General features: G+C 36.6%; 14 protein-coding genes and 3 pseudogenes. 15 read left to right on the top strand and 2 right to left on the bottom strand.

The features are described from left to right. The first annotated feature begins 85 nt into the window (after nucleotides 1-85). The 5 genes and pseudogenes from HNQ69_RS06400 (at nucleotide 86) to HNQ69_RS08260 (ending at nucleotide 6,163) form a co-directional block, all read left to right on the top strand. Nucleotides 86-1,255 carry a M23 family metallopeptidase gene (locus HNQ69_RS06400; RefSeq protein WP_183229226.1) on the top strand — a complete coding sequence of 390 codons (1,170 nt, stop codon included), beginning with the start codon at nucleotides 86-88 and terminating at the stop codon, nucleotides 1,253-1,255. 402 nt (nucleotides 1,256-1,657) lie between these two features. Beyond that, a complete protein-coding gene (gene yajC / locus HNQ69_RS06395; protein ID WP_183229225.1) occupies nucleotides 1,658-2,107 on the top strand; it encodes a preprotein translocase subunit YajC in 450 nt (149 codons plus the stop codon). 388 nt (nucleotides 2,108-2,495) lie between these two features. Continuing rightward, nucleotides 2,496-2,882, top strand: a complete 387-nt coding sequence (locus HNQ69_RS06390; RefSeq protein WP_183229224.1) for an Mth938-like domain-containing protein — start codon at nucleotides 2,496-2,498, stop codon at nucleotides 2,880-2,882. Between the two features lie 538 nt (nucleotides 2,883-3,420). Further along, nucleotides 3,421-4,281, top strand: coding sequence for a phytoene/squalene synthase family protein (locus HNQ69_RS06385; protein ID WP_183229223.1), 861 nt, complete (start codon nucleotides 3,421-3,423; stop codon nucleotides 4,279-4,281). Between the two features lie 641 nt (nucleotides 4,282-4,922). Further along, nucleotides 4,923-6,163, top strand: a pseudogene (locus HNQ69_RS08260) (MFS transporter). Nucleotides 6,164-7,024: 861 nt separating this feature from the next. Here HNQ69_RS08260 and HNQ69_RS06375 read toward each other — a convergent pair. Further along, the gene (locus HNQ69_RS06375) at nucleotides 7,025-8,911 is read right to left on the bottom strand and encodes a peptidyl-prolyl cis-trans isomerase (RefSeq protein WP_183229222.1); all 1,887 of its coding nucleotides are present in this window, start codon (nucleotides 8,909-8,911) and stop codon (nucleotides 7,025-7,027) included. A 154-nt stretch (nucleotides 8,912-9,065) separates the two neighbouring features. Between HNQ69_RS06375 and tpiA the strand changes: the two genes are divergently transcribed. Then, nucleotides 9,066-9,830 carry a triose-phosphate isomerase gene (gene tpiA / locus HNQ69_RS06370; protein WP_183229221.1) on the top strand — a complete coding sequence of 255 codons (765 nt, stop codon included), beginning with the start codon at nucleotides 9,066-9,068 and terminating at the stop codon, nucleotides 9,828-9,830. 80 nt (nucleotides 9,831-9,910) lie between these two features. Here the strand turns inward: tpiA and HNQ69_RS08005 are convergent. Continuing rightward, nucleotides 9,911-10,447 (bottom strand): annotated as a pseudogene (locus tag HNQ69_RS08005) (tyrosine-type recombinase/integrase); the annotation flags it as partial. Nucleotides 10,448-11,168: 721 nt separating this feature from the next. Between HNQ69_RS08005 and secG the strand changes: the two are divergent. The 9 genes and pseudogenes from secG to HNQ69_RS06320 all read left to right on the top strand — a co-directional run bounded on the left by secG (nucleotide 11,169) and on the right by HNQ69_RS06320 (nucleotide 19,990). Continuing rightward, nucleotides 11,169-11,624, top strand: a complete 456-nt coding sequence (gene secG, locus HNQ69_RS06360) for a preprotein translocase subunit SecG (RefSeq protein ID WP_183229220.1) — start codon at nucleotides 11,169-11,171, stop codon at nucleotides 11,622-11,624. 127 nt (nucleotides 11,625-11,751) lie between these two features. Beyond that, a complete protein-coding gene (pyrG, locus tag HNQ69_RS06355) occupies nucleotides 11,752-13,380 on the top strand; it encodes a CTP synthase (RefSeq protein WP_183229219.1) in 1,629 nt (542 codons plus the stop codon). A gap of 37 nt (nucleotides 13,381-13,417) precedes the next feature. Further along, entirely contained in the window at nucleotides 13,418-14,254 is an 837-nt protein-coding gene (gene kdsA / locus HNQ69_RS06350; RefSeq protein WP_183229218.1) for a 3-deoxy-8-phosphooctulonate synthase, read from the top strand. Between the two features lie 69 nt (nucleotides 14,255-14,323). Beyond that, nucleotides 14,324-15,592 (top strand): phosphopyruvate hydratase, encoded by a 1,269-nt coding sequence (gene eno, locus HNQ69_RS06345; protein WP_183229217.1) that lies wholly within the window; start codon nucleotides 14,324-14,326, stop codon nucleotides 15,590-15,592. A 100-nt stretch (nucleotides 15,593-15,692) separates the two neighbouring features. Continuing rightward, entirely contained in the window at nucleotides 15,693-16,100 is a 408-nt protein-coding gene (locus HNQ69_RS06340) for a TM2 domain-containing protein (protein ID WP_183229216.1), read from the top strand. 421 nt (nucleotides 16,101-16,521) lie between these two features. After that, a pseudogene (locus tag HNQ69_RS06335) lies at nucleotides 16,522-16,929 on the top strand (TM2 domain-containing protein). 181 nt (nucleotides 16,930-17,110) lie between these two features. After that, on the top strand, nucleotides 17,111-17,440 hold the full coding sequence (locus HNQ69_RS06330; RefSeq protein ID WP_183229215.1) for an FtsB family cell division protein: 330 nt from the start codon (nucleotides 17,111-17,113) through the stop codon (nucleotides 17,438-17,440). Between the two features lie 128 nt (nucleotides 17,441-17,568). Then, nucleotides 17,569-18,609 carry a pyruvate dehydrogenase (acetyl-transferring) E1 component subunit alpha gene (pdhA, locus tag HNQ69_RS06325; RefSeq protein WP_183229214.1) on the top strand — a complete coding sequence of 347 codons (1,041 nt, stop codon included), beginning with the start codon at nucleotides 17,569-17,571 and terminating at the stop codon, nucleotides 18,607-18,609. 16 nt (nucleotides 18,610-18,625) lie between these two features. Next, nucleotides 18,626-19,990 (top strand): pyruvate dehydrogenase complex E1 component subunit beta, encoded by a 1,365-nt coding sequence (locus tag HNQ69_RS06320; RefSeq protein WP_183229213.1) that lies wholly within the window; start codon nucleotides 18,626-18,628, stop codon nucleotides 19,988-19,990. Nucleotides 19,991-20,001: the final 11 nt, after the last annotated feature.

Genomic DNA, 20,001 nt, shown 5'->3' with positions numbered 1-20,001 from the left:
ATGAATAAAATATCTGATTTTAACTCTTAGGTAATATTCAAAAGCTTTAATAGAGTGAGTTGAGTATTGACGAGTGAGCAAAACTATGTGCTTAAAAGTTTTGGGTAATGTTTTCGGGCGTAATTTTCAGGGAATAACTTTTTTAGCGATGATGACGATTTTTGCGGGGTGTAGTTCCGGTACACAGCGCTTTTCTAATGTTTTCTCTCATCGTGCGGTATCTCCTCCTCCAAATGTCTTTACCACTACGCCTAGAGATCCACGGCTATCGTACGATGGCATGATAGAAAGTACTGAATTGCCACCTGTAGATTCGAGTGGTGATTCATGGGCTGATGATAACACTGCGTATAATTCCCCACCACAAGGTAGGACCTCTCCTGATAGCCGAATTATGGGAACACCACCACGCAATCTTGGAACACTTTCCCGTTCACAAATGGATAACTCCCCTATTTTTCGGCAAAACTCTTATATTGTTCAGAGCGGGGATACACTGTTAAGTATTGCGCGGCAAATAGGAGTGAGTGTTGAGACATTAAAGTTAGCAAATGGCATAAGCAATAATTCCATTTATATTGGTCAGGTTCTTGTGATCCCCAACAAGCGTGCAGAAGCAACTTCGATTACTCATAATAATGGTTGGGTTGCATCAAGAACAGAATCTTCATTCCAGTCTCGATCTATGCCTTCTGTGAAAAACAAGAAAGATTCCTCACTCAATAAAGCTCCTGTAACAACAGTGCCTTCTACAAAGATTGATAAGTCAAATGCTGAGCAGAATTTTTCTAGACAGAGGATGTCATTAGATCATAAAATTGACGTTTCAGAAGCAGTGAGTCATGCGGATAAAGGTGTTACTCCGCAAGCTACGGGGATTTCTAGAATGCGTTGGCCAGTGCGAGGGCGTTTATTAAGCCACTTTGGTCAAAAGAGAGGGACGACAACTAATCGAGGAATAGACATTGCTGTGCCAGAAGGTTCATCGGTCAAGGCAGCTGAAAATGGTGTTGTTATCTATGCGAGTGATGGCTTAAAAGAGCTCGGTAATGTTGTTATGATTCGACATGAAAACAATATTATTACCATTTATGGATGTAACAGTAAGCTTTTTGTTCACAAGGGACAAAGGATACAACGTGGTGATGAAATTGCTAAGTCTGGTGTTTCAGGAAATGTGAAAACACCACGTCTTTATTTTGAGGTGCGTAAGAATTCGTTACCTGTCGATCCTATCAAATATTTGGAAAACTAGCTCATGATGAGTTTATTTTGAAAATCCGTAGTTTAATGGCTTTCAAGAAAAAAATCAAATTTCTTAAATCAAATGAGAATGTTTCAGCGGAGAAATTTACCTGTTCAGATTGAGTGATTAGTTCGATTTATTAAAAGTAAAAAAATTATTCTATATCCTTTATTTTCTGCTTAGTGAGGATGCTCATCCCGATAATATATAAAAGGGAATAAATCTGTTTTTTAAACTTTTTTTCTCGTTGCCTTCTGTTGCTTAAAGAATTATTTCCTTTCTATAAAGCTGTGATTACAGTGTGTTTGGTTATTGCTTTGTATAATAAAATCTTTAGGAAAGCTTTTTAAAGCTGAAAGTTTATTTTATGAGAGTGGGAAATACTTGAAGTTTAATCTATAGGAGATAAAAATGTTTATTACTAACGCTTATGCTCAAGTTGAAGGAGGTGTTTCCAATGGAACTTCACTTGTTAGCTTTATTCCATTGATTTTGATTTTTGCGATTATGTATTTTTTTATATTTCGTCCACAGCGTGCGCAAATGAAAAAGCGTCAGGAAATGCTTAATGCTGTGCGTCGTGGTGATACGGTTATAACGGGCGGTGGCATTATCGGTAAGGTTACGAAGGTTTATGATGAGAGCGGTGAATTAGAGGTGGAAATTGGTGATGATATGCGTGTTCGCGTTGTCCGTTCAACATTAGCTGATGTTCGTGTTAAAGGAGAACCCATTTCGGAAAAAAAATCAAAACTTTCTAAAACAAAAGCACCACAGAAATCTAAAAATAGGACTAAAGTGAAGGAGAGTGTAAGCGTATCTAAAAAGAAAACAGATGTATCAGAGGAAAACAAATCTTAAAATATAATTGCAGTTTTATTCAGTCCTTTTATAACTGACTTTTATAGAAACAGATGGCTTTTATATAAAAGTCGTTTTATTGTATGAGCGGTTGTATAGTTGATAAACGGACATAATATTTTGCCTGTTTTTAGCGAATAGGCTGAGATAAATTTTTAAATAAATATGCTGAAAAAGATGTGGTATTTGATGGTGCCTTATGGCAAATTATTTTCTATAATATCTTAAATAATTTTCAGTTATTGCTTGTGGTATTTTCAGCGTGATAGTTTTGTATGGAAGAGTTTGCATCAATATTGCTATGGGGATTATTATTGTTTTTTGCTGACTTTTAGAGGCGGGGGAAGAAAAGCGAAATTGAGTTTTTAAAAATAAAGGACGCTTACTTATGTTTTCTGCAATTCAGATTCGTGAGGCTCATTTTCCAGGGCGTGCACCTATTGATGCTTATGGAAATGGTGGCTTTCGTTTTGCTGATATGTCACATAGAGGTTCTATTATTTGTGTACCATCAGGTATTTATGGTATTGATATGGCAGGATCTATTCCCACTAAAGAGGATATATCTCGTGTTTTAGAGGAGTCATCTGAGATTGAAATTTTGTTAATAGGTACTGGAGTCGAATTATTGCGCTTGCCAGAAGAGTTGCGAGCGCTTTTATGGGAAAAGCGTATTTCATCAGATACAATGAGTACGGGAGCGGCAGTGCGTACATTTAATGTTTTGTTAGCTGAAGATCGTGCGGTTGCCGCGTTATTGTTTGCGGTAGAATAATGCGTTATTTAATGAAACCAGTATCTTATTTAAAACGAAGAGGATTCTATACTTATTGATTCTATTAATTTTTCTTACCTTTATTTTTATCTCGTTCCTTTATCGATTTGTATGGGATTCTATAGTGTAATTTTGCATCGGATAGTTAAGCTGCTTTCCTCAGTTACATAGACAAATATCATATGAATGAAATCTGATGCACTTAACCCCATGAACGTCGCAGTGGTCACTCTTTCTTTATCATTTGAGTAGAAATGTAGGCGTGAACAATAAGCTTTTATAGTAGTTTTTTTCATTTATTAACTTTCATTATAAAGTTATTGTATTATAGCTTTAAATCAACTTTTTAGAAGTCTAAACACTTTAGGTTTTGGCGCGGCTAAAAAATACCTAGAAAAGAAATCTTGATTCATAATACATTGTAGAGACACATTTAAAAATTTTATTCCATTGACTATATTTGCTCATCTGTCATTTTTAAATATGAATAAAAATAGAATATTAATTGCGAAAAAAGGAAGTGAGTAGGTGTCATAGAATGATAAATTCTCTTCCTTATTGTCTTGATATTTTACGTGCCACAGATCGTGATCGCTATATATCGGTTTTATTTGCTCCTAAAAAAAAGCGCAGAGCATTGGCCGCTTTGTATGCTTTTAATGTAGAAGTTGCTCGTATTCGCGAAACTGTGCACGATCCGCTTATTGGTGAAATACGGCTACGCTGGTGGTATGATTCTATTGCTAATGGTGAAATGCAAAATAGTAAAAATAATCCGATTTTGAGTGATTTGTTTACAGCAATGACTCTTTTTAATTTACCTAGGACAGCTTTTTTACACTATTGTAATGCGCAAATTTTAGATCTTTATCACAATCCTATAGAAACTCTTCATGAGCTCAAAGCTTATTGTGGTGAGACAGCGAGTACAATTTTACAGCTTTCTTGTCAAATATTGGATCCGGATGCTGCAAAAGATTTTAAAGATGTTTATGAATATGGAGGAATTGCCCAAGGGTTAAGTGGTGTGTTGCGTCTTTTATCATTCATGCAGTCACGATATCAATATTATTTACCTGCTGATATACTCAAGAGTGTGGGAATAAATAGGGAAGAGTTGCAATCTAATTGGGTCAGTGACAAACAAAAATGCTACATCGTTGAAGCTATGGTGGCGTTATCACGAGATTATTATACCAAATTTTACGAGCATTCTACTTTTTTACCTAAAACGCTTAAACCAGCACTTCTTCCATTAGCAATTATACCAGCATCTTTGCAAAAAGCGATCCAGTTGGGAGCGGCAGTTTTTCAAGAAAGTGCAACTTTATCATTGCTTCATCGCTATTGGTTGATAACAAGGACGGCAATAAGTGGTAACCTCCCAAAGGTATTATAAGGAAAGAGTGTTATCGGAATAGACGGCGCATTATAAATAAAAATGTAATAAATTCAGTATTTTATCTACATTTATTTTATATGAACTCCCATTAGAACCCACACTTTGAGACGTGATTCAAAAGTTGCCATGTATAAACCGAGCATAAAAAGCAAATCATGATACCAATATTATAACGCATAGCAATCAAATAAAATGCAAAGTAGCTATTATTCATAATGGCTTATGAATTTTACGATATGTTTTTATCATAAGCACAAACCGCCATTATTAAAGTTCAGTCGTTTGAAATTATCGATAACATAAATTGCGTGTGTTTAAAAAATAGGCAATAGTTTTCATATGAATAAAATGGCGTTATTACCTATTTTGAAAACTAGGATTTATAACCGCGGTATTTTTTTACCGAGCTAGGAAATGAAAACGAGTAATGAAAGTCATAATATTATGTCGTTATGAAATCGCAATCCTTTTAATGGCATAACGCCGCTAGGTATCAAGATGAGTCTTTCTTTAAAAGTTTTCTATTAACTTATTAAGCGATTTATTAAAATATACGATTCCTTTGAAGTTCATATTACCAATTTTATTAAAGATAGTGTGACGTTAAGTTTAGAAAAGTTTAATATCGGATGGTTGATATGAATTTATTTTTAAAAAAGAGTCCATTATCTCTTTTTCTCTCTCTATTTAATTTATTTCTAAAATTGGTGATTCTGCTTATGAAATTGTTTTTATTTTACTTGTCTTAGAATTAACAGATAACTACTTTTTTACAGGTCTTGTGTATTTTTTTCGATTTATCCCTCTTCTCTTTTGGGCCCTATAGGAGGTTGGTTAGTTAATAATTTTTCTTTGAAGAAAAATATGATCTTAAGTGAATTTGTTAGATTATTAGCCTCATTATTCGTTTTGATAACCTATATAACAGGGACTGTACATATTATGTTCTTATTTTTGCAGCAATATGTACAACAATAGGAAGAAGTATTTTCCAACCAAGTTTTCAAGCTGCTATTCCCAGAATGTTTTCAATCAATGATCTGACAAAGGCAAATATAGCATTGCATAAACTATAAACGAAGCTGCGTCCGTCATTGGTTCTTTAGTTTGTTCCCTACTGCTTCTTTGAGCCAATAAATCGGCAGTACTCATTTTTGATTTTTTTATCTATTTTATATCTATTAAATTGTTATTTAATCTCATGAATTTAAATTCAAGCGAAAATAAATCATTCAATTTTATAAAAATTTATCGAGAAACACCTTCCTATTTTAAATATATTTCTACAGAAAATAAACATTTATTTCTTACGCTCGTTGGCTCGTCGTTTGCTATTCTCTTTACGGGTGCAATTTCAAGATTTTTAATTCCAGCTTTTGTTCTTTCTGTGGGGGAGAGGAAAGCCTTGTGAATTATATTTTTTTCTCATGGGTGTTGGAACGACTATAGATGGTTTTATTATATCATAAAATTATATTAAAATATTACATCGTTGAAGCTCATGGTATTTTGGTTTTTCTATGGAGTTATTCTGTTTGTTATGCCCTTAACTTCAATGCTTTATTTAAAACTAATTCTAGGACTAGCCTTTGTTTTAGGATTTATTGGTGCATTTGGGGATATTAGTTTAGTCTCAGCTCTTCAATTATATTCTCGTCGTGAAGATTTTAGTAAGAGTTTTGGAATCTTTTTAACTTTAGCAAACTCTGCTGAAGCCGTGTCTGGCTTTATTGCTGGACTTTTTGCACTTGTGGGATTAGTGAGTTCTTTTTTAGCTATGTCTGCATTAATTATTTCCACTGGAATTATTGGAGTTATAAAAATTAAGAAAAATAAAGATATAACACCCCTTAACACTACAGCAGATGACGATCATTGATATATTTGATATCTACATGCCGTTTCTTTTTTCTAAGACGGTTAGTTAATTATATTTGAAACGAAAGTATTTATATTCCTAACTGCTTTTTGATGATTTTACATAGAGTGGTGTTAATTTGCCAGTTTTTACAACAGTTGCGTTGTCTCCAAAAGTAACAAAGTAATCGGAACCTTTATCTTTATAAATCAATTCCTTGTAAGGAATAGGAGAAGCAGTAGCTGTAGAGAGCTACAATGTTATAAATAAAAATCCTTTTTTGTTTGGGAAACACTGCTAATGCGTTAGTTAGGATGATCTTAGAACAGTTAGAAATTGGATTTATCAGGTTGAAGATATCGTGTATTTCTTTTGTTGGTTATGCATTTTGTTAAGAGTTGTGTATAAGAGAATGATTTAGAGAATACAACTCATGAGATCAAACTAATGAAAGACATCAGCTAGTTTTCTGGTGATTATGATTTTGATACTCAGCGTTAAATATATCTATGGTGTACTATTTTCTAATGAAGTGTGACTGCTCTTTTGATGAGAAAAATAATCTCTAATAGTTCTAGAAAAATCTATGTTTGGGAATGGGTGTTTTACGTATGGAGCATAAGGTTCTAAGTAATTGTCATTTGTTATGATAACATTCACATAGCAGTTTCTCTTTTTATTGCACTGAAAAAATTATTTTTTCCAAATGATATCCATTATTTTTTGCAAACCCGTGAGTTTACAAAAAATCTTATTATTTATAGAGACGTTATTCAGCCCAATACGAACGAAAAAGAAGTTTATCTTGCTTTTTCATTTATAGAAAAAACTCTAATTACGATTTTATCACCTAAATACCAAAAGTCATTTGCAACATTTTTACTAAAGAGCGTTGAAGATTTGATTATAGAGAATGCTATTAATTTCCAAAGGGTTTTCTTTATTGGCAATTTGTAGCATTTCTAACTTTAGATCTTCCCTTATCATCATATCTATATTGGTGCGGATATCAGGTGAAAGGGTATGAGGATTGATATCTTTAGGTACTGTTACGGTTTTTATTTGATAAACGATACGATTGGTTGCGACCGGACCTTTTATTATGCCATAATGGCCTTTTGGACTAGAAAATAATGCTTTAACGCCTTCAACTCCAAGGATTTCAGATGAATCTTGGCGCCGTAGGGCCTGTGTCGTTTTTTTTATGATACCAAGTGTATGAGCAAGAGAAACAAGACTTTTTCCTTCAGTGAGCTGTTTAAGAGCATCTTTGGCTTTTTCATCAAGAAGGCGTTGGGTTTCTTCATTTTTCCATTGAGAAAGTACAGCCCCCTTGGCTTCTTCAAGTGTTTGATCGCGAGCGGGGATAATTTTATCTACCTTATACCAAAGATACCCACCTTTTTGAAGAGAGAGTGGATCAAGATCAACTCCTTCATTTGCTTGATAGATGGCATTCAGTAAAATATCCTTCTGAGGTAAATCTGTGAGTATTGCACCTTCAATTGTTTTTCCTGTTTTATCAATGGTGATTGTACGCAGAGGTAATTTATATTGTTCAGCAAGCTCTTTAAGAGAAGCTCCCTCAAAACGCGCATTTTCGATTGCTGTATAGGTGTTACGCATAGCATCAGCACCACGATTTTTGGCGAGTGTTTGGCGAATATTTTCTTCTACCTTTTCAAAAGGAATGGAGGTTGAAGGTTCAATATGTGTGACGCGAATAATAACAGGACCTTGTAAATCATTGATTACAGCACTGATTTGTCCTTGTTTGAGTTCAAAAACCTCAGATGCTAGATGACTAGGAAGTTCGCTTTCTACTAGAGGTCCTTTTTTTATATCATTGAGAGTCTTTTTTTCAGCTTTGACGAGTTCCTCAAACTTCAATCCATCGGCTATCTTTTTTGCTGCATTGTCTGCAGCTTCGCGTGTAGGAAATTGCAATTGTTCAATTGTACGTTTTTCAGGAGTTATAAAACGCGAGGCATTTTGAGTATAATAGGCTTTAGCTTCATCTACTGAGATATCTTTTGATTTTACAAACTCAGCCGATGTTATAGATAATAAAGAAACAGTGCGATACTCTGGAGAACGAAATTCACTTCTATGCGTTTCAAACCATTTTTGCAATGTTTCTTGATCAGGATCAGGAATTGTTTTCTTTCCTTTTAAATCAATCACGAGATAATCGGCGGTACGTGTTTCGTCTTGATAAAGTGCGAGTGCTTTATAAAAGAGATCTGGTGCTTTCATCCCAGACAGCGAAGCTGAAATGAGCTGATTACGTTTCTCTTTTTGGGTGTAATAATTAAGGAAATTACTTTCGCTGATATGTAAATGCTGAAGATAATTACGAAATAAATTTTGATCAAAAGTACCATTGATTTGAAACATATTATCAGCACTAAGAATACGCGCTACTGTATCTTTTGAAAGACTAATTTTCATTTTACGTACCTGTTCGTCCAACAGTACATCTTGTTGTAACTGACTGAAAACGAAAGCGGGGATTTTATATTGCTGGATTTCATTTGGTGTAAACATTCGTCCAAGATGAGATGCGAGCGCTAAACGTGCACTCTGATCAGCGAGTGCAAAACGATAACCATCAACAGTTATTGTGGAATTTCCAGAGGTAATAAGATCTCTTTCACTCGTTGTGTGTAACTGTGGTATCCCCCATAAGAGGATGAAGCATAAGAGCAAAATAGCAAGAAAAATTCTAGCAACCCAGGAGTTTGTAGTATTTCTTATGATGTCAAGCATCGTTCAATTCCATTTTTTTGCATGAGTTATCATCAAATGAGTAATGGAATTTGCAATAAAGATACGAAAGATGCAAGCTTAAAGACTTGCTTTCGTTTTATAATTTGATACCTACAGGAAAATAATTTGTTGTAATAGTTCTTGAGGTGAAGATATGTCTCCAAATATTCGACCTTTTATTGCTGGAAATTGGAAAATGAATGGAACAAGTGAATCACTTGGAGAGCTGCGTGCTATTTCTGCCGGCGTTAGCTCTGATTTAGGCCGTTTATTTGAAGCACTTATTTGTGTTCCAGCAACACTTTTATCGCGTGCTTCTGACACATTGGGTGGTGAAAACCTCCTTTTAGGAGGACAAAATTGTCATTTTGATGATCATGGTCCTTATACTGGAGATATTTCAGCTTTTATGCTTAAAGAAGCAGGAGCAAGTCATGTCATTATTGGGCATTCAGAGCGTCGTACAGTTTATCAGGAAAGTAATGCGACTGTTTATGCTAAAGTGCAAGCAGCGTGGCGAGCCGGTCTTGTTGCTCTTGTTTGTATTGGTGAAACGTTGGAGGAGCGTAGAGCCCATAAAGTGTTTGATGTCCTCACGCAGCAGCTTGAGGGATCTTTACCAGATGGCGCAACAGCAAAAAATGTCATTATCGCTTATGAACCGGTATGGGCTATAGGCACGGGTAATACGGCTACCGCAGGAGATGTCGCAAGAGTGCATAACTTTATTCGTGATGAAATGCGTTCTCGTTTTGGTGATGAAGGGAATAAGATGCGATTGCTTTATGGTGGGTCAGTAAAGCCATCCAATGCATTTGAGCTTTTGAGCACTGATCATGTTAATGGTGCTCTGATAGGTGGGGCAAGTTTAAAAGCGACTGACTTTTTAACTATTTGCGATGTTTATCGTAGGATGTAAAAAACAATTAATCAATATCGTATATTAGAAGCAAGGGGTTGGATGATTATTGATTCTATACGGTTTTTGGGGATCTATCCCTAACTTTTTGCAGCTTTTTTTATTGTTTCAAGTGTGCGTTTTTTGTGATTAGCACTTTTCGTGTAAAAAGATGCTATGTTGTCATCTGTCTAGCCAAAAAATTGCTTCAAGTTTGTGAGACTGTTGCACCTGAGTTGCGGCCCGGGTTGCTGCTAATTTTCTCAAACCATGAGCTGATTTTTAATACTTGCTTGGGCACATGTAGTATAAAATACGGTGCCAAAACTTTCTTTAACGGGCTTATTTCCGTTTTTTCCACAAATGAATGTTTCATCGCCGATAGGACCAGTTTGAAGTATTTTCTTTAGTTCCGCTAAAATAGGAAGAAAGGTATCTTTTCGGTATTTACTTTTTTCTGTTTTGAGATGAATGATATTCTCTTTTACGTCTTTCCAACCAAGGCGAAAAGCTTCACCACGATGCAAACTCGTATCAGAAGGATATCAATCCAGATGCGTTTGTACGTGCCCAAAGCTCATTTTTGATAATATTTCTCAACGTCTTCTTTTGTCCAAAACTGGAAATCCATCTTTGTTTGTTCAAGGCAGTTGTTTTTTAAATTTGCGTATATTGATTCTCTCTGAGGTCCTCCAAGGTTTAAAAAGCAGGACGGTTTTTATTTCTTCAACGTTCTGTCATGTATAGCATAAATGATGATAGATGTTTTCGCTTTAGGAAGAAAATTCCTATGACATTTCTTCTGTCAAGCTTTTCGCGAGGAGGAAGTATTTGAGGCAAAAGTTTCTTGCGGTACGACAATATTAAACTTTTTGGAGAAACGTGTTATTTCTTTCTTCGGTGTATCAGACAGTTTGTTTTATTTAGATCCTGCATATCTCCTTAAGAAAAAATATTATAGTCTAGAAATTTTCACGCAGATGATTTCGTGAATATGGCGGGTTTCCTCAAGGATATAAAAGGAAAGTTTGTTCTGAGTCTGAGTGATTGTGAGGAGGTCTTAGAGATCTTCCAAAATTTCGATTTTTTAGAATTGGAAACCTATCGGGTATCATGGTCAAAAAATATCTCGAAAATAATTTATAATACATTGTAGAGACAGGTTTGAAAATCCTATTTCCTGACCTTGTTTAATTATCCCGTACAGAAAAAAGATATAAATAATCAATAAGTTACATAAATAAAAAAAGGTTTATGATGTTAATCATAAAATTATAACTGAGGAATCTTAGTTTCCCCTTGGATTATGTGCTATTTATGTGTAAATAGCTGTAAATATTTATTTGAAGAGCAGGGTTTATGCAAACAGTACTTATTGTTATCCATTTTTTGGTTGTTATTACTTTGGTTGGTGTTATATTAATCCAGCCTTCGGAAGGTGGCGGACTTGGTGTTAGCAATGGTTCGGGGTTGATGAGGACGCGTGGATCAAAAAATCCGTTAACGCGTTTGACAGCTATTTTGGCATTTTGCTTTTTTGCAGTATCTATTGGACTTACTGTGGTGGGGAGTATATCGAATTCTAGTTCTGATATTCTCAAGCGCATTCCAGTTAATTCAAAACAAAACTCCACAAATAAAGGGGATTCGGAAGTGGCACCATCATCAAATATTGGATCTCAACCTTCTATCCTTGAACAGCTAGGAGGTGCTTCAATTCCATCTCAAGAACAAAAACAGCCTACAAATCTTGAAACTGAAAATCCAGTTCCACCTGTCTTAGAAACTCCATTTCCGGACAGTGATACAAAATAGTCTTTTCAAAAGAGTATAGATTTTTAAAAAGGTGATTTTTTCACCTTTTTTGTTTTACGAAAAAAATAATTTCTTTTTGCATTTTTTGCTGGAAAGATCATTGTAAACAGCTTATCATCGTAAACCCATGGCACGTTATGTTTTTATTACTGGTGGTGTGGTTTCTTCTCTTGGAAAGGGCATCGCTGCAGCGGCATTGGCTGCATTATTGCAAGCGCGTGGGTACCGCGTGCGGCTTCGCAAACTTGATCCTTATTTGAATGTTGATCCAGGTACGATGTCGCCTTATCAACATGGAGAGGTTTTTGTGACCGACGATGGTGCAGAAACCGATCTTGACCTTGGTCATTATGAGCGCTTCACAGGGCGTTCTGCAAATAGCCAAGACAATATTACAACAGGGCGTATTTATCGTAATATCATTGAACGAGAACGACGCGGTGATTATTTGGGGGCAACAGTTCAGGTTATTCCGCATGTTACCGATGAAATTAAAAAATTCATTACTACAGGGAATGAAGATTTTGATTTTGTTTTATGTGAAATAGGTGGAACGGTTGGTGATATTGAGGCAATGCCTTTTCTTGAAGCAATTCGTCAGCTTCAAAATGAGTTACCAAGGCAAAGTGTTATCTATGTGCACCTTACATTGATGCCTTATATTTCTTCGGCGGGTGAGTTAAAAACAAAGCCGACACAACATTCTGTGAAAGAATTACAGTCAATTGGTATCGCACCCGATATTCTTTTGGTGCGCACAGATCGATCTATTCCAGAAACAGAGCGGAAAAAACTATCACTTTTTTGTAATGTTCACCCAAGTGCCGTTATTCAGGCATTGGATATGCCAACGATTTATGATGTTCCTATAGCATATCATAAAGAGGGGTTAGACTCAGAAGTTCTTTCGGCTTTTGGAATTGACCCAGCCCCTAAGCCGAAAATGGATCGTTGGGAAAATATTAGACATCGGATTCACCATCCCGAAGGGGAAGTTACAATTTCTGTTGTTGGAAAATATACGGGATTGAAGGATGCTTATAAGTCTCTTACGGAAGCGATTGCGCATGGTGGTTTAGCCAATAAAGTAAAAGTTAATATTGAATGGATTGATGCGGAGCTTTTTGAAAGAGAAGATCCTACATCCTACTTACAAAAGACACATGGAGTTTTGGTGCCTGGTGCTTTTGGAGCGCGTGGCGCAGAAGGCAAAATGCGAGCAATTCAATTTGCGCGGGAACGTAAAATTCCATTTTTAGGGATTTGTTTTGGGATGCAATTGGCTTGTATAGAAGCTGCACGCAATATTGCAAAGATTGAGAATGCTTCATCAAGTGAGTTTTGCGAAACAAAAAATCCGATTGTAGGTTTAATGACAGAATGGCTCAAAGGAGATGTTCTTGAGAAACGTACCCAAGATAGCAATCTTGGTGGTACAATGCGTCTTGGAGCTTTTGCAGCAAAATTAAAGGAAGATAGCCATATCGCTAAAATTTATGGGATGACAAGGATTTACGAGAGACATCGTCATCGTTATGAAGTAAATATTACTTATAAAGACAAGCTGGAGCAGTGTGGTTTGATTTTTTCAGGTATGTCTCCCGATGGTATTTTACCAGAAACAATAGAATATGCAGATCATCCATGGTTCATCGGTGTTCAATATCATCCAGAACTGAAGTCACGCCCATTTGATCCACATCCACTTTTTTCTTCTTTTATTGAAGCGACTGTGGAGCAGAGTCGATTGGTTTAGTTTATAAGTTTTAGTGATTTGCTTTTTGAGGGATAAAATGCCTAAATCAAATGCCATTATAAAAGTTGGAAATGTTGTTTTTTCAAACGACGCACCTTTGTCATTAATTGCGGGCCCCTGTCAAATGGAAAGTCGGGATCATGCTTTTGAAATGGCTGGTCGGATTAAAACAATTACAGATAAAGTTGGTATTGGATTTGTTTATAAGTCTAGTTACGATAAAGCCAATAGAACGTCCTTGAGTTCGGCACGTGGTATTGGTCTTGAAAAAGCAATGGCTATTTTTTCTGATTTAAAGAAGGAGTTTGATTGTCCGGTATTGACTGATGTACATACAGAAGAGCAATGTGTGGCTATTGCCTCCACAGTAGATATTTTACAAATACCGGCTTTTTTATGTCGTCAAACAGATCTTTTAGTAACAGCAGCTAAAACGGGGCGTGTTATCAACATTAAAAAAGGTCAATTTTTAGCTCCGTGGGATATGGAGAATGTTTTAAAAAAGGTCACGCAAAGCGGTAATCCAAATGTTATGCTTTGTGAGCGGGGCACTTCATTTGGTTATAATAGACTTATTTCTGATATGCGTTCATTGCCTATTTTACGTTCATTTAGGGCTCCTGTTATTTTTGATGCAACGCATTCTGTTCAGGAACCAGGTGGTCAAGGTTATTCATCTGGTGGACAACGCCAATTTGTTGAAGTTTTAGCGCGTGCAGCTGTTGCTGTTGGGGTGGCAGGTATTTTTTTGGAAACGCATCAAGATCCAGATAATGCGCCCTCTGATGGCCCTAATATGGTTAAGATTGATAATTTACAAAGACTACTTGAGACTTTAATGGAATTTGATTATCTGTCAAAAAAGATGCGTTGAATAGAAAGGATATACTATCATTATGGCGTTTAAAATGAACAAAAACTTTCGTTGGATGAGGAAACGCACATGACTATAATTGTCGATATCATTGGGCGTGAAGTACTTGACAGTCGGGGTAATCCAACGGTAGAGGTCGATGTTCATTTGGAGAATGGAGCTTTTGGTCGCGCTCTTGTTCCCTCAGGGGCATCGACAGGGGCCCATGAAGCTATAGAGCTTCGTGATGGTGGTATGCGCTATCAAGGAAAAGGCGTTGAAAACGCGGTTTCTGCAGTAAATGGCGAAATTCTTGAAGAACTTTGTGGGCGAGATGCCAGAAATCAAATCGCCATTGATCAAGCAATGATTGCTTTGGATGGAACACCAAACAAAGCACGTCTTGGTGCCAATGCACTTCTTGGCGTTTCATTAGCCGTTGCGAAAGCGGCCGCAGAATCATTAAGTTTGCCTTTATATCGCTACATTGGCGGTATACAAGCGCATGTTCTTCCAACACCTATGATGAATATTATTAATGGTGGTGTACATGCTGATAACCCGATTGATTTTCAAGAGTTTATGATTATTCCTGTGGGAGCATCTACAGTAAAAGAAGCAATTCGCTATGGTGCTGAAGTTTTTCATACGTTAAAAGAACGTTTAAAACATGCAGGTCATAATACCAATGTTGGTGATGAAGGTGGTTTTGCACCTCAATTTAAAAGTGCTGAACAGGCAATTGATTTTATTATGGAATCTATAATGGCATGTGGATATAAACCAGGTGAGCAGATTGCTCTTGGTTTAGATTGTGCTTCAACTGAACTTTATAAAAATGGTTCATATTTTTATAAAGGTGAGGGTAAGTGTCGCGATATGCAAGAGCAGGTAGATTATTTGGAACAGCTTGTTGCAACTTATCCCATTATCACAATTGAGGATGGGATGGCTGAAGATGATTGGGAAGGCTGGAAATTACTTACTGATTCGATTGGTAAAAAGTGTCAGCTTGTTGGTGATGATTTATTTGTAACAAATTCTGCGCGTTTGCGCGATGGTATCAAAATGGGGGCAGCCAACTCTATTCTTATTAAAGTTAACCAGATTGGCACATTAAGTGAGACTCTTGATGCTGTAGAAACGGCGCATAAAGCAGGTTATCGTACTGTTATATCGCATCGTTCGGGTGAGACGGAGGATTCTTTCATTGCAGATCTTGCTGTTGCAACGAATTGTGGGCAGATTAAAACGGGTTCGCTTGCACGTTCGGATAGATTAGCAAAATATAATCAACTCATTCGCATTGAAGAAATGCTCGGGACACAAGCATGTTATGCTGGCAATTTTCATCGTTAATGATTTTGAGAGTGAGATTTTAGATTTTGATATCATTTGGATTATAAGATTAAACTGTTTTATCAAAGATATGTGTGTAACGATTTTATAGGTGTTAAAGATGAGAGGTATAATTATTAGTCAGGATCAAGGGACTTATCTTGTCTCCGGTGACGATGGTAAGCGTTACCAGTTTGCAACTTGGGATTGGTTAGGAAAAAATCCACCGAGGGTAGGTGATGCCATTGATTTTGTGTGTGAGGGAAGTGTTATCAGTTCTGTTTTTCCATTGTTACAACAAGATTCACAGCCTTCAAAAATTATGTTTGCTCTCATTTGTTGGTTCGCTGGTATATTTGGTGTTCACCGTTTTATGGTTGGTAAGGTTAGAACTGGTGCTTTAATGCTTATTCTATCTTTAACACTTTTCGGGTTGATGATTACAGGGGTTTGGGCAATCATTGATTTTATAGTTATTGTGGCAGGGAGATTTACTGACAAAAACGGGAATCAAATTACACATTGGTAAAAGTTTTACATTATAAACATTATAATATAAATAATATAAAATTTAAAGAATAGATGATATTGTTAGTGTATTGTAGTAAAGGTAAATGTATAATACAGTATTACTTATTTATATGTATTTGATGATGAGATGTTAATTAAAATATTGCATAGTGAATAAAAGTATTGCAAAAGGTTATATTATCTTTTCTAAATAGAAACGCAAATTAATCAAAGCGTTTTTGTATTTTTCCGTCTATAGCGGTGGGAGATTTTAAATTATTGGGGGATTTCAAGCTATCTTAACGATCATATTTATCACGATGACTGCGAGCTGTATTCACGCCATGAGGGTTGATCAACATATTATCAAGTTAGAAGAAACTTTTTTATCAATAATTTTTATCAATAACATGTGCGTAATAACTTTATAGGTGGTAAAAATGAAAGGTAAGATTATTAGTCAAGATCAAGGGAATTATCTCGTTTCCGGTGATGATGGTAAACGTTATCAATTTGCGATTTGGGATTGGTTAGAAAAAAATCCACCGAGAATAGAGAATAATGTTAACTTTGTGTGTAAGGGTGATTCTATTAAATCTATCTTCCCTCTCTTGAATGAAAAACAGTCAAAACGCTCACAAATGCTACTAGCATTTGTTTGTTTTTTTGTGGGAGCATTTGGGTATCCATCGCTTTATGGTTGGTAAAGTTGGGACGGGTATTGGAATGCTTATTCTAACTCTAACAATTTTGGGGGCATTTGTATCCGGGATTTGAGCATTATTAATTTTACAGTTATTTTAATAGGCGACTTTATAGACAAAAATGGCTATAAAGTGACGAGTTAGTGGGTAATGCATGCTACAAATAAATAATGCAATAAGTGAATAATATAGCTGACTTTTGTTGGAGTAAATGTTTGACAAAAAATTACTTTAATATGCGTGTTTGGTAATAAGGTATTAATGAAAATTATGCACAGTTGAGCAACGTATTCAGACGCTTATTTTGTAGAGACTGTGCTATTTTATGTGGACTAAGCAAAAACGCAGATCAATCAAAGTGCGCTTCGTTCTACCGCTTATGACGGTAGGGGTTTTAAGCTATTTCAGTTATCACATTTATCATGGTGAGTACGGGTTGTATTCACGCAGTGAGGTTAATCAATATATTGTCAAATTAGAAGAGGAACTTCATAAAGTAGAATCTGAGCGGATATCCATTGAGAAGCGTATTTCTCTTTTACGTAACGGGCATATTGAGAAGGATATGTTGGATGAGTATATTCGGAAGAGTCTAAATTTTTCTAAGCCGAATGAATTGACAATTCTAACTCCTTTAAGTGATAGTAAGAGTTAATTCGAAATTTCTTAATTTCAAAAAATATTTTGAAACAATTACCTATGATAGGGTTTAAGCTGAGTGATAATGCTTGTAACTTGTGTTTGTAAAGGTTATGCCTAGATAATCATAAAAGGGAGTTTAATATGGCGGAAAGATCTAAGAAAAGTTCTGCTTCGGTGGTGCATACTGCATTATCAAACACCATAAAGAAAGCGCCAATAGCCCGTTTTACAAAAGAAGAAGAAATTGATGCCTATCGTGAGATGCTTTTAATTCGTCGCTTTGAAGAAAAAGCAGGCCAACTTTATGGTATGGGGTTTATTGGTGGTTTTTGTCATCTTTATATCGGGCAGGAAGCTGTTGTTGTTGGAACACTGAAGGCTGCCAAAGAAGGGGATCAGGTTATCACGTCTTACCGTGATCATGGTCATATGTTGGCGGTTGGGATGAGTCCGCGTGGTGTTATGGCAGAGTTAACAGGGCGTCAAGGCGGCTTTTCTAAGGGAAAGGGGGGCTCGATGCATATGTTTTCTAAAGAAAAGAATTTTTATGGTGGTCATGGTATTGTTGGTGCACAGGTTCCCATTGGTTCGGGGTTGGCATTTTCAAATCAGTACCTTGGTAAAGATAACGTAACATTGGTGTATTTTGGCGATGGTGCTGCAAATCAGGGGCAGGTTTACGAAAGTTTTAATATGGCTTCGCTTTGGAAGCTTCCCGTAGTTTATATCATTGAAAATAATCAGTATGCCATGGGAACATCAGTTTCACGTGCATCGGCAGAGACTGATTTTTCTCGTCGTGGTCTTTCTTTTGAAATTCCAGGAATTGGTGTTGATGGGATGGATGTTCGAGCGGTAAAAGGAGCTGCTGATGAAGCAATTTCTTGGGCGCGTTCAGGAAAAGGGCCGATCATTCTTGACATGCAGACTTATCGCTATCGTGGTCACTCCATGTCTGATCCAGCAAAATATCGCACAAAAGAAGAGGTTCAGAAAATAAGAGAGGAGCAGGATCCGATTGATCAAGTAAAGAATCGGATTCTTCAACAGGATTTTGCAAGTGAAGACGATTTGAAGTCTATTGATAAAGAAGTGCGTGCGATTATTGCGGATGCAGTAGATTTTGCGCAGAGTGATCCAGAGCCAGATGCTTCTGAGCTCTATACTGATGTTTTAGTTTGATGCGAGGGAAGCGAGTATGTCTATTGATATTTTGATGCCTGCGCTTTCACCAACGATGGAAGAAGGCAAGTTATCTAAATGGCTCAAGAAAGAAGGCGATAAAATTAACTCTGGTGATGTGATTGCTGAGATTGAAACTGATAAAGCAATGATGGAAGTGGAGGCTGTTGATGAAGGGACTCTTGGTAAAATTTGTGTAGTTGAGGGTTCTGAAGGTGTGAAGGTTAACACCGTTATTGCGGTATTGTTGGAGGAAGGTGAAACTGTTGAGGATATTTCACAGGCTTCAAATACGCATCAAAAATCCAGTGAAGAATCTTCCTCTCTTTCTTCATCAGTTCCAGAGCGTCCTGCTTTGGATACAGTTCCTGATTTTGATATTCCAGCAGGAACAAAAATGGTTACAATGACGGTGCGTGAAGCGCTTAATGAAGCTATTGCTGAAGAAATGCGGCGTGATGAAATGGTGTTCCTTTTGGGAGAAGAGGTTGCGGAATATCAAGGTGCTTATAAGGTTAGCCAAGGTTTATTGGAAGAATTTGGTGCACGCCGAGTTATTGATACACCAATTACAGAACATGGTTTTGCCGGATTGGCTGTTGGTGCTGCATTTGGAGGATTGCGTCCCATTGTCGAGTTTATGACGTTTAATTTTGCTATGCAGGCAATAGATCAGATTATCAATTCTGCAGCGAAAACCCGTTATATGTCGGGTGGACAAATGACCGCTCCTATGGTTTTTCGTGGTCCCAATGGTGCTGCTGCGCGTGTTGGTGCTCAGCATTCTCAGTGTTATGCTGCATGGTATAGTCATGTGCCGGGTCTTAAAGTTGTTATGCCTTATAGTGCTGCAGATGCAAAAGGTTTATTAAAAGCTGCTATTCGTGATGATAATCCTGTTATTTTCCTTGAAAATGAGATTTTATATGGTCATCAATTTCATGTTCCTCAAATAGATGATTTTGTTTTACCTATTGGTAAGGCACGTATTCATAAATCCGGACAAGATGTCACGATTGTTGCGTGTGGAATTGGGATGCATTATGCGGTTCAAGCGCTGCCAGAAATTGAAAAACTCGGTATTGATGTTGAATTGATTGATTTACGAACCATTCGTCCAATGGATCTTCCAACCATTGTATCTTCAGTCAAAAAGACAGGTCGTTTGGTAACAATTGAAGAGGGGTATCCTCAGTCATCTGTTGGAGCTGAGATAGCAACGCGTGTTATGCAGAAGGCTTTTGATTATCTTGATGCGCCAGTTGCTACAATTTCTGGCAAAGACGTTCCGATGCCTTATGCTGCCAATCTTGAAAAATTGGCTTTGCCCAACATTGCTGAAATTATTGAAGCTGTTAAGTCTGTAACTTATAGAGCATAACGGAGGGAAGC

The sequence above is a fragment of the Bartonella callosciuri genome (genome assembly GCF_014203215.1).
GTDB lineage: Bacteria > Pseudomonadota > Alphaproteobacteria > Rhizobiales > Rhizobiaceae > Bartonella > Bartonella callosciuri.
Note: the sequence above shows the minus strand (reverse complement) of the source record. Positions and strands in the feature narration are given on the sequence as shown.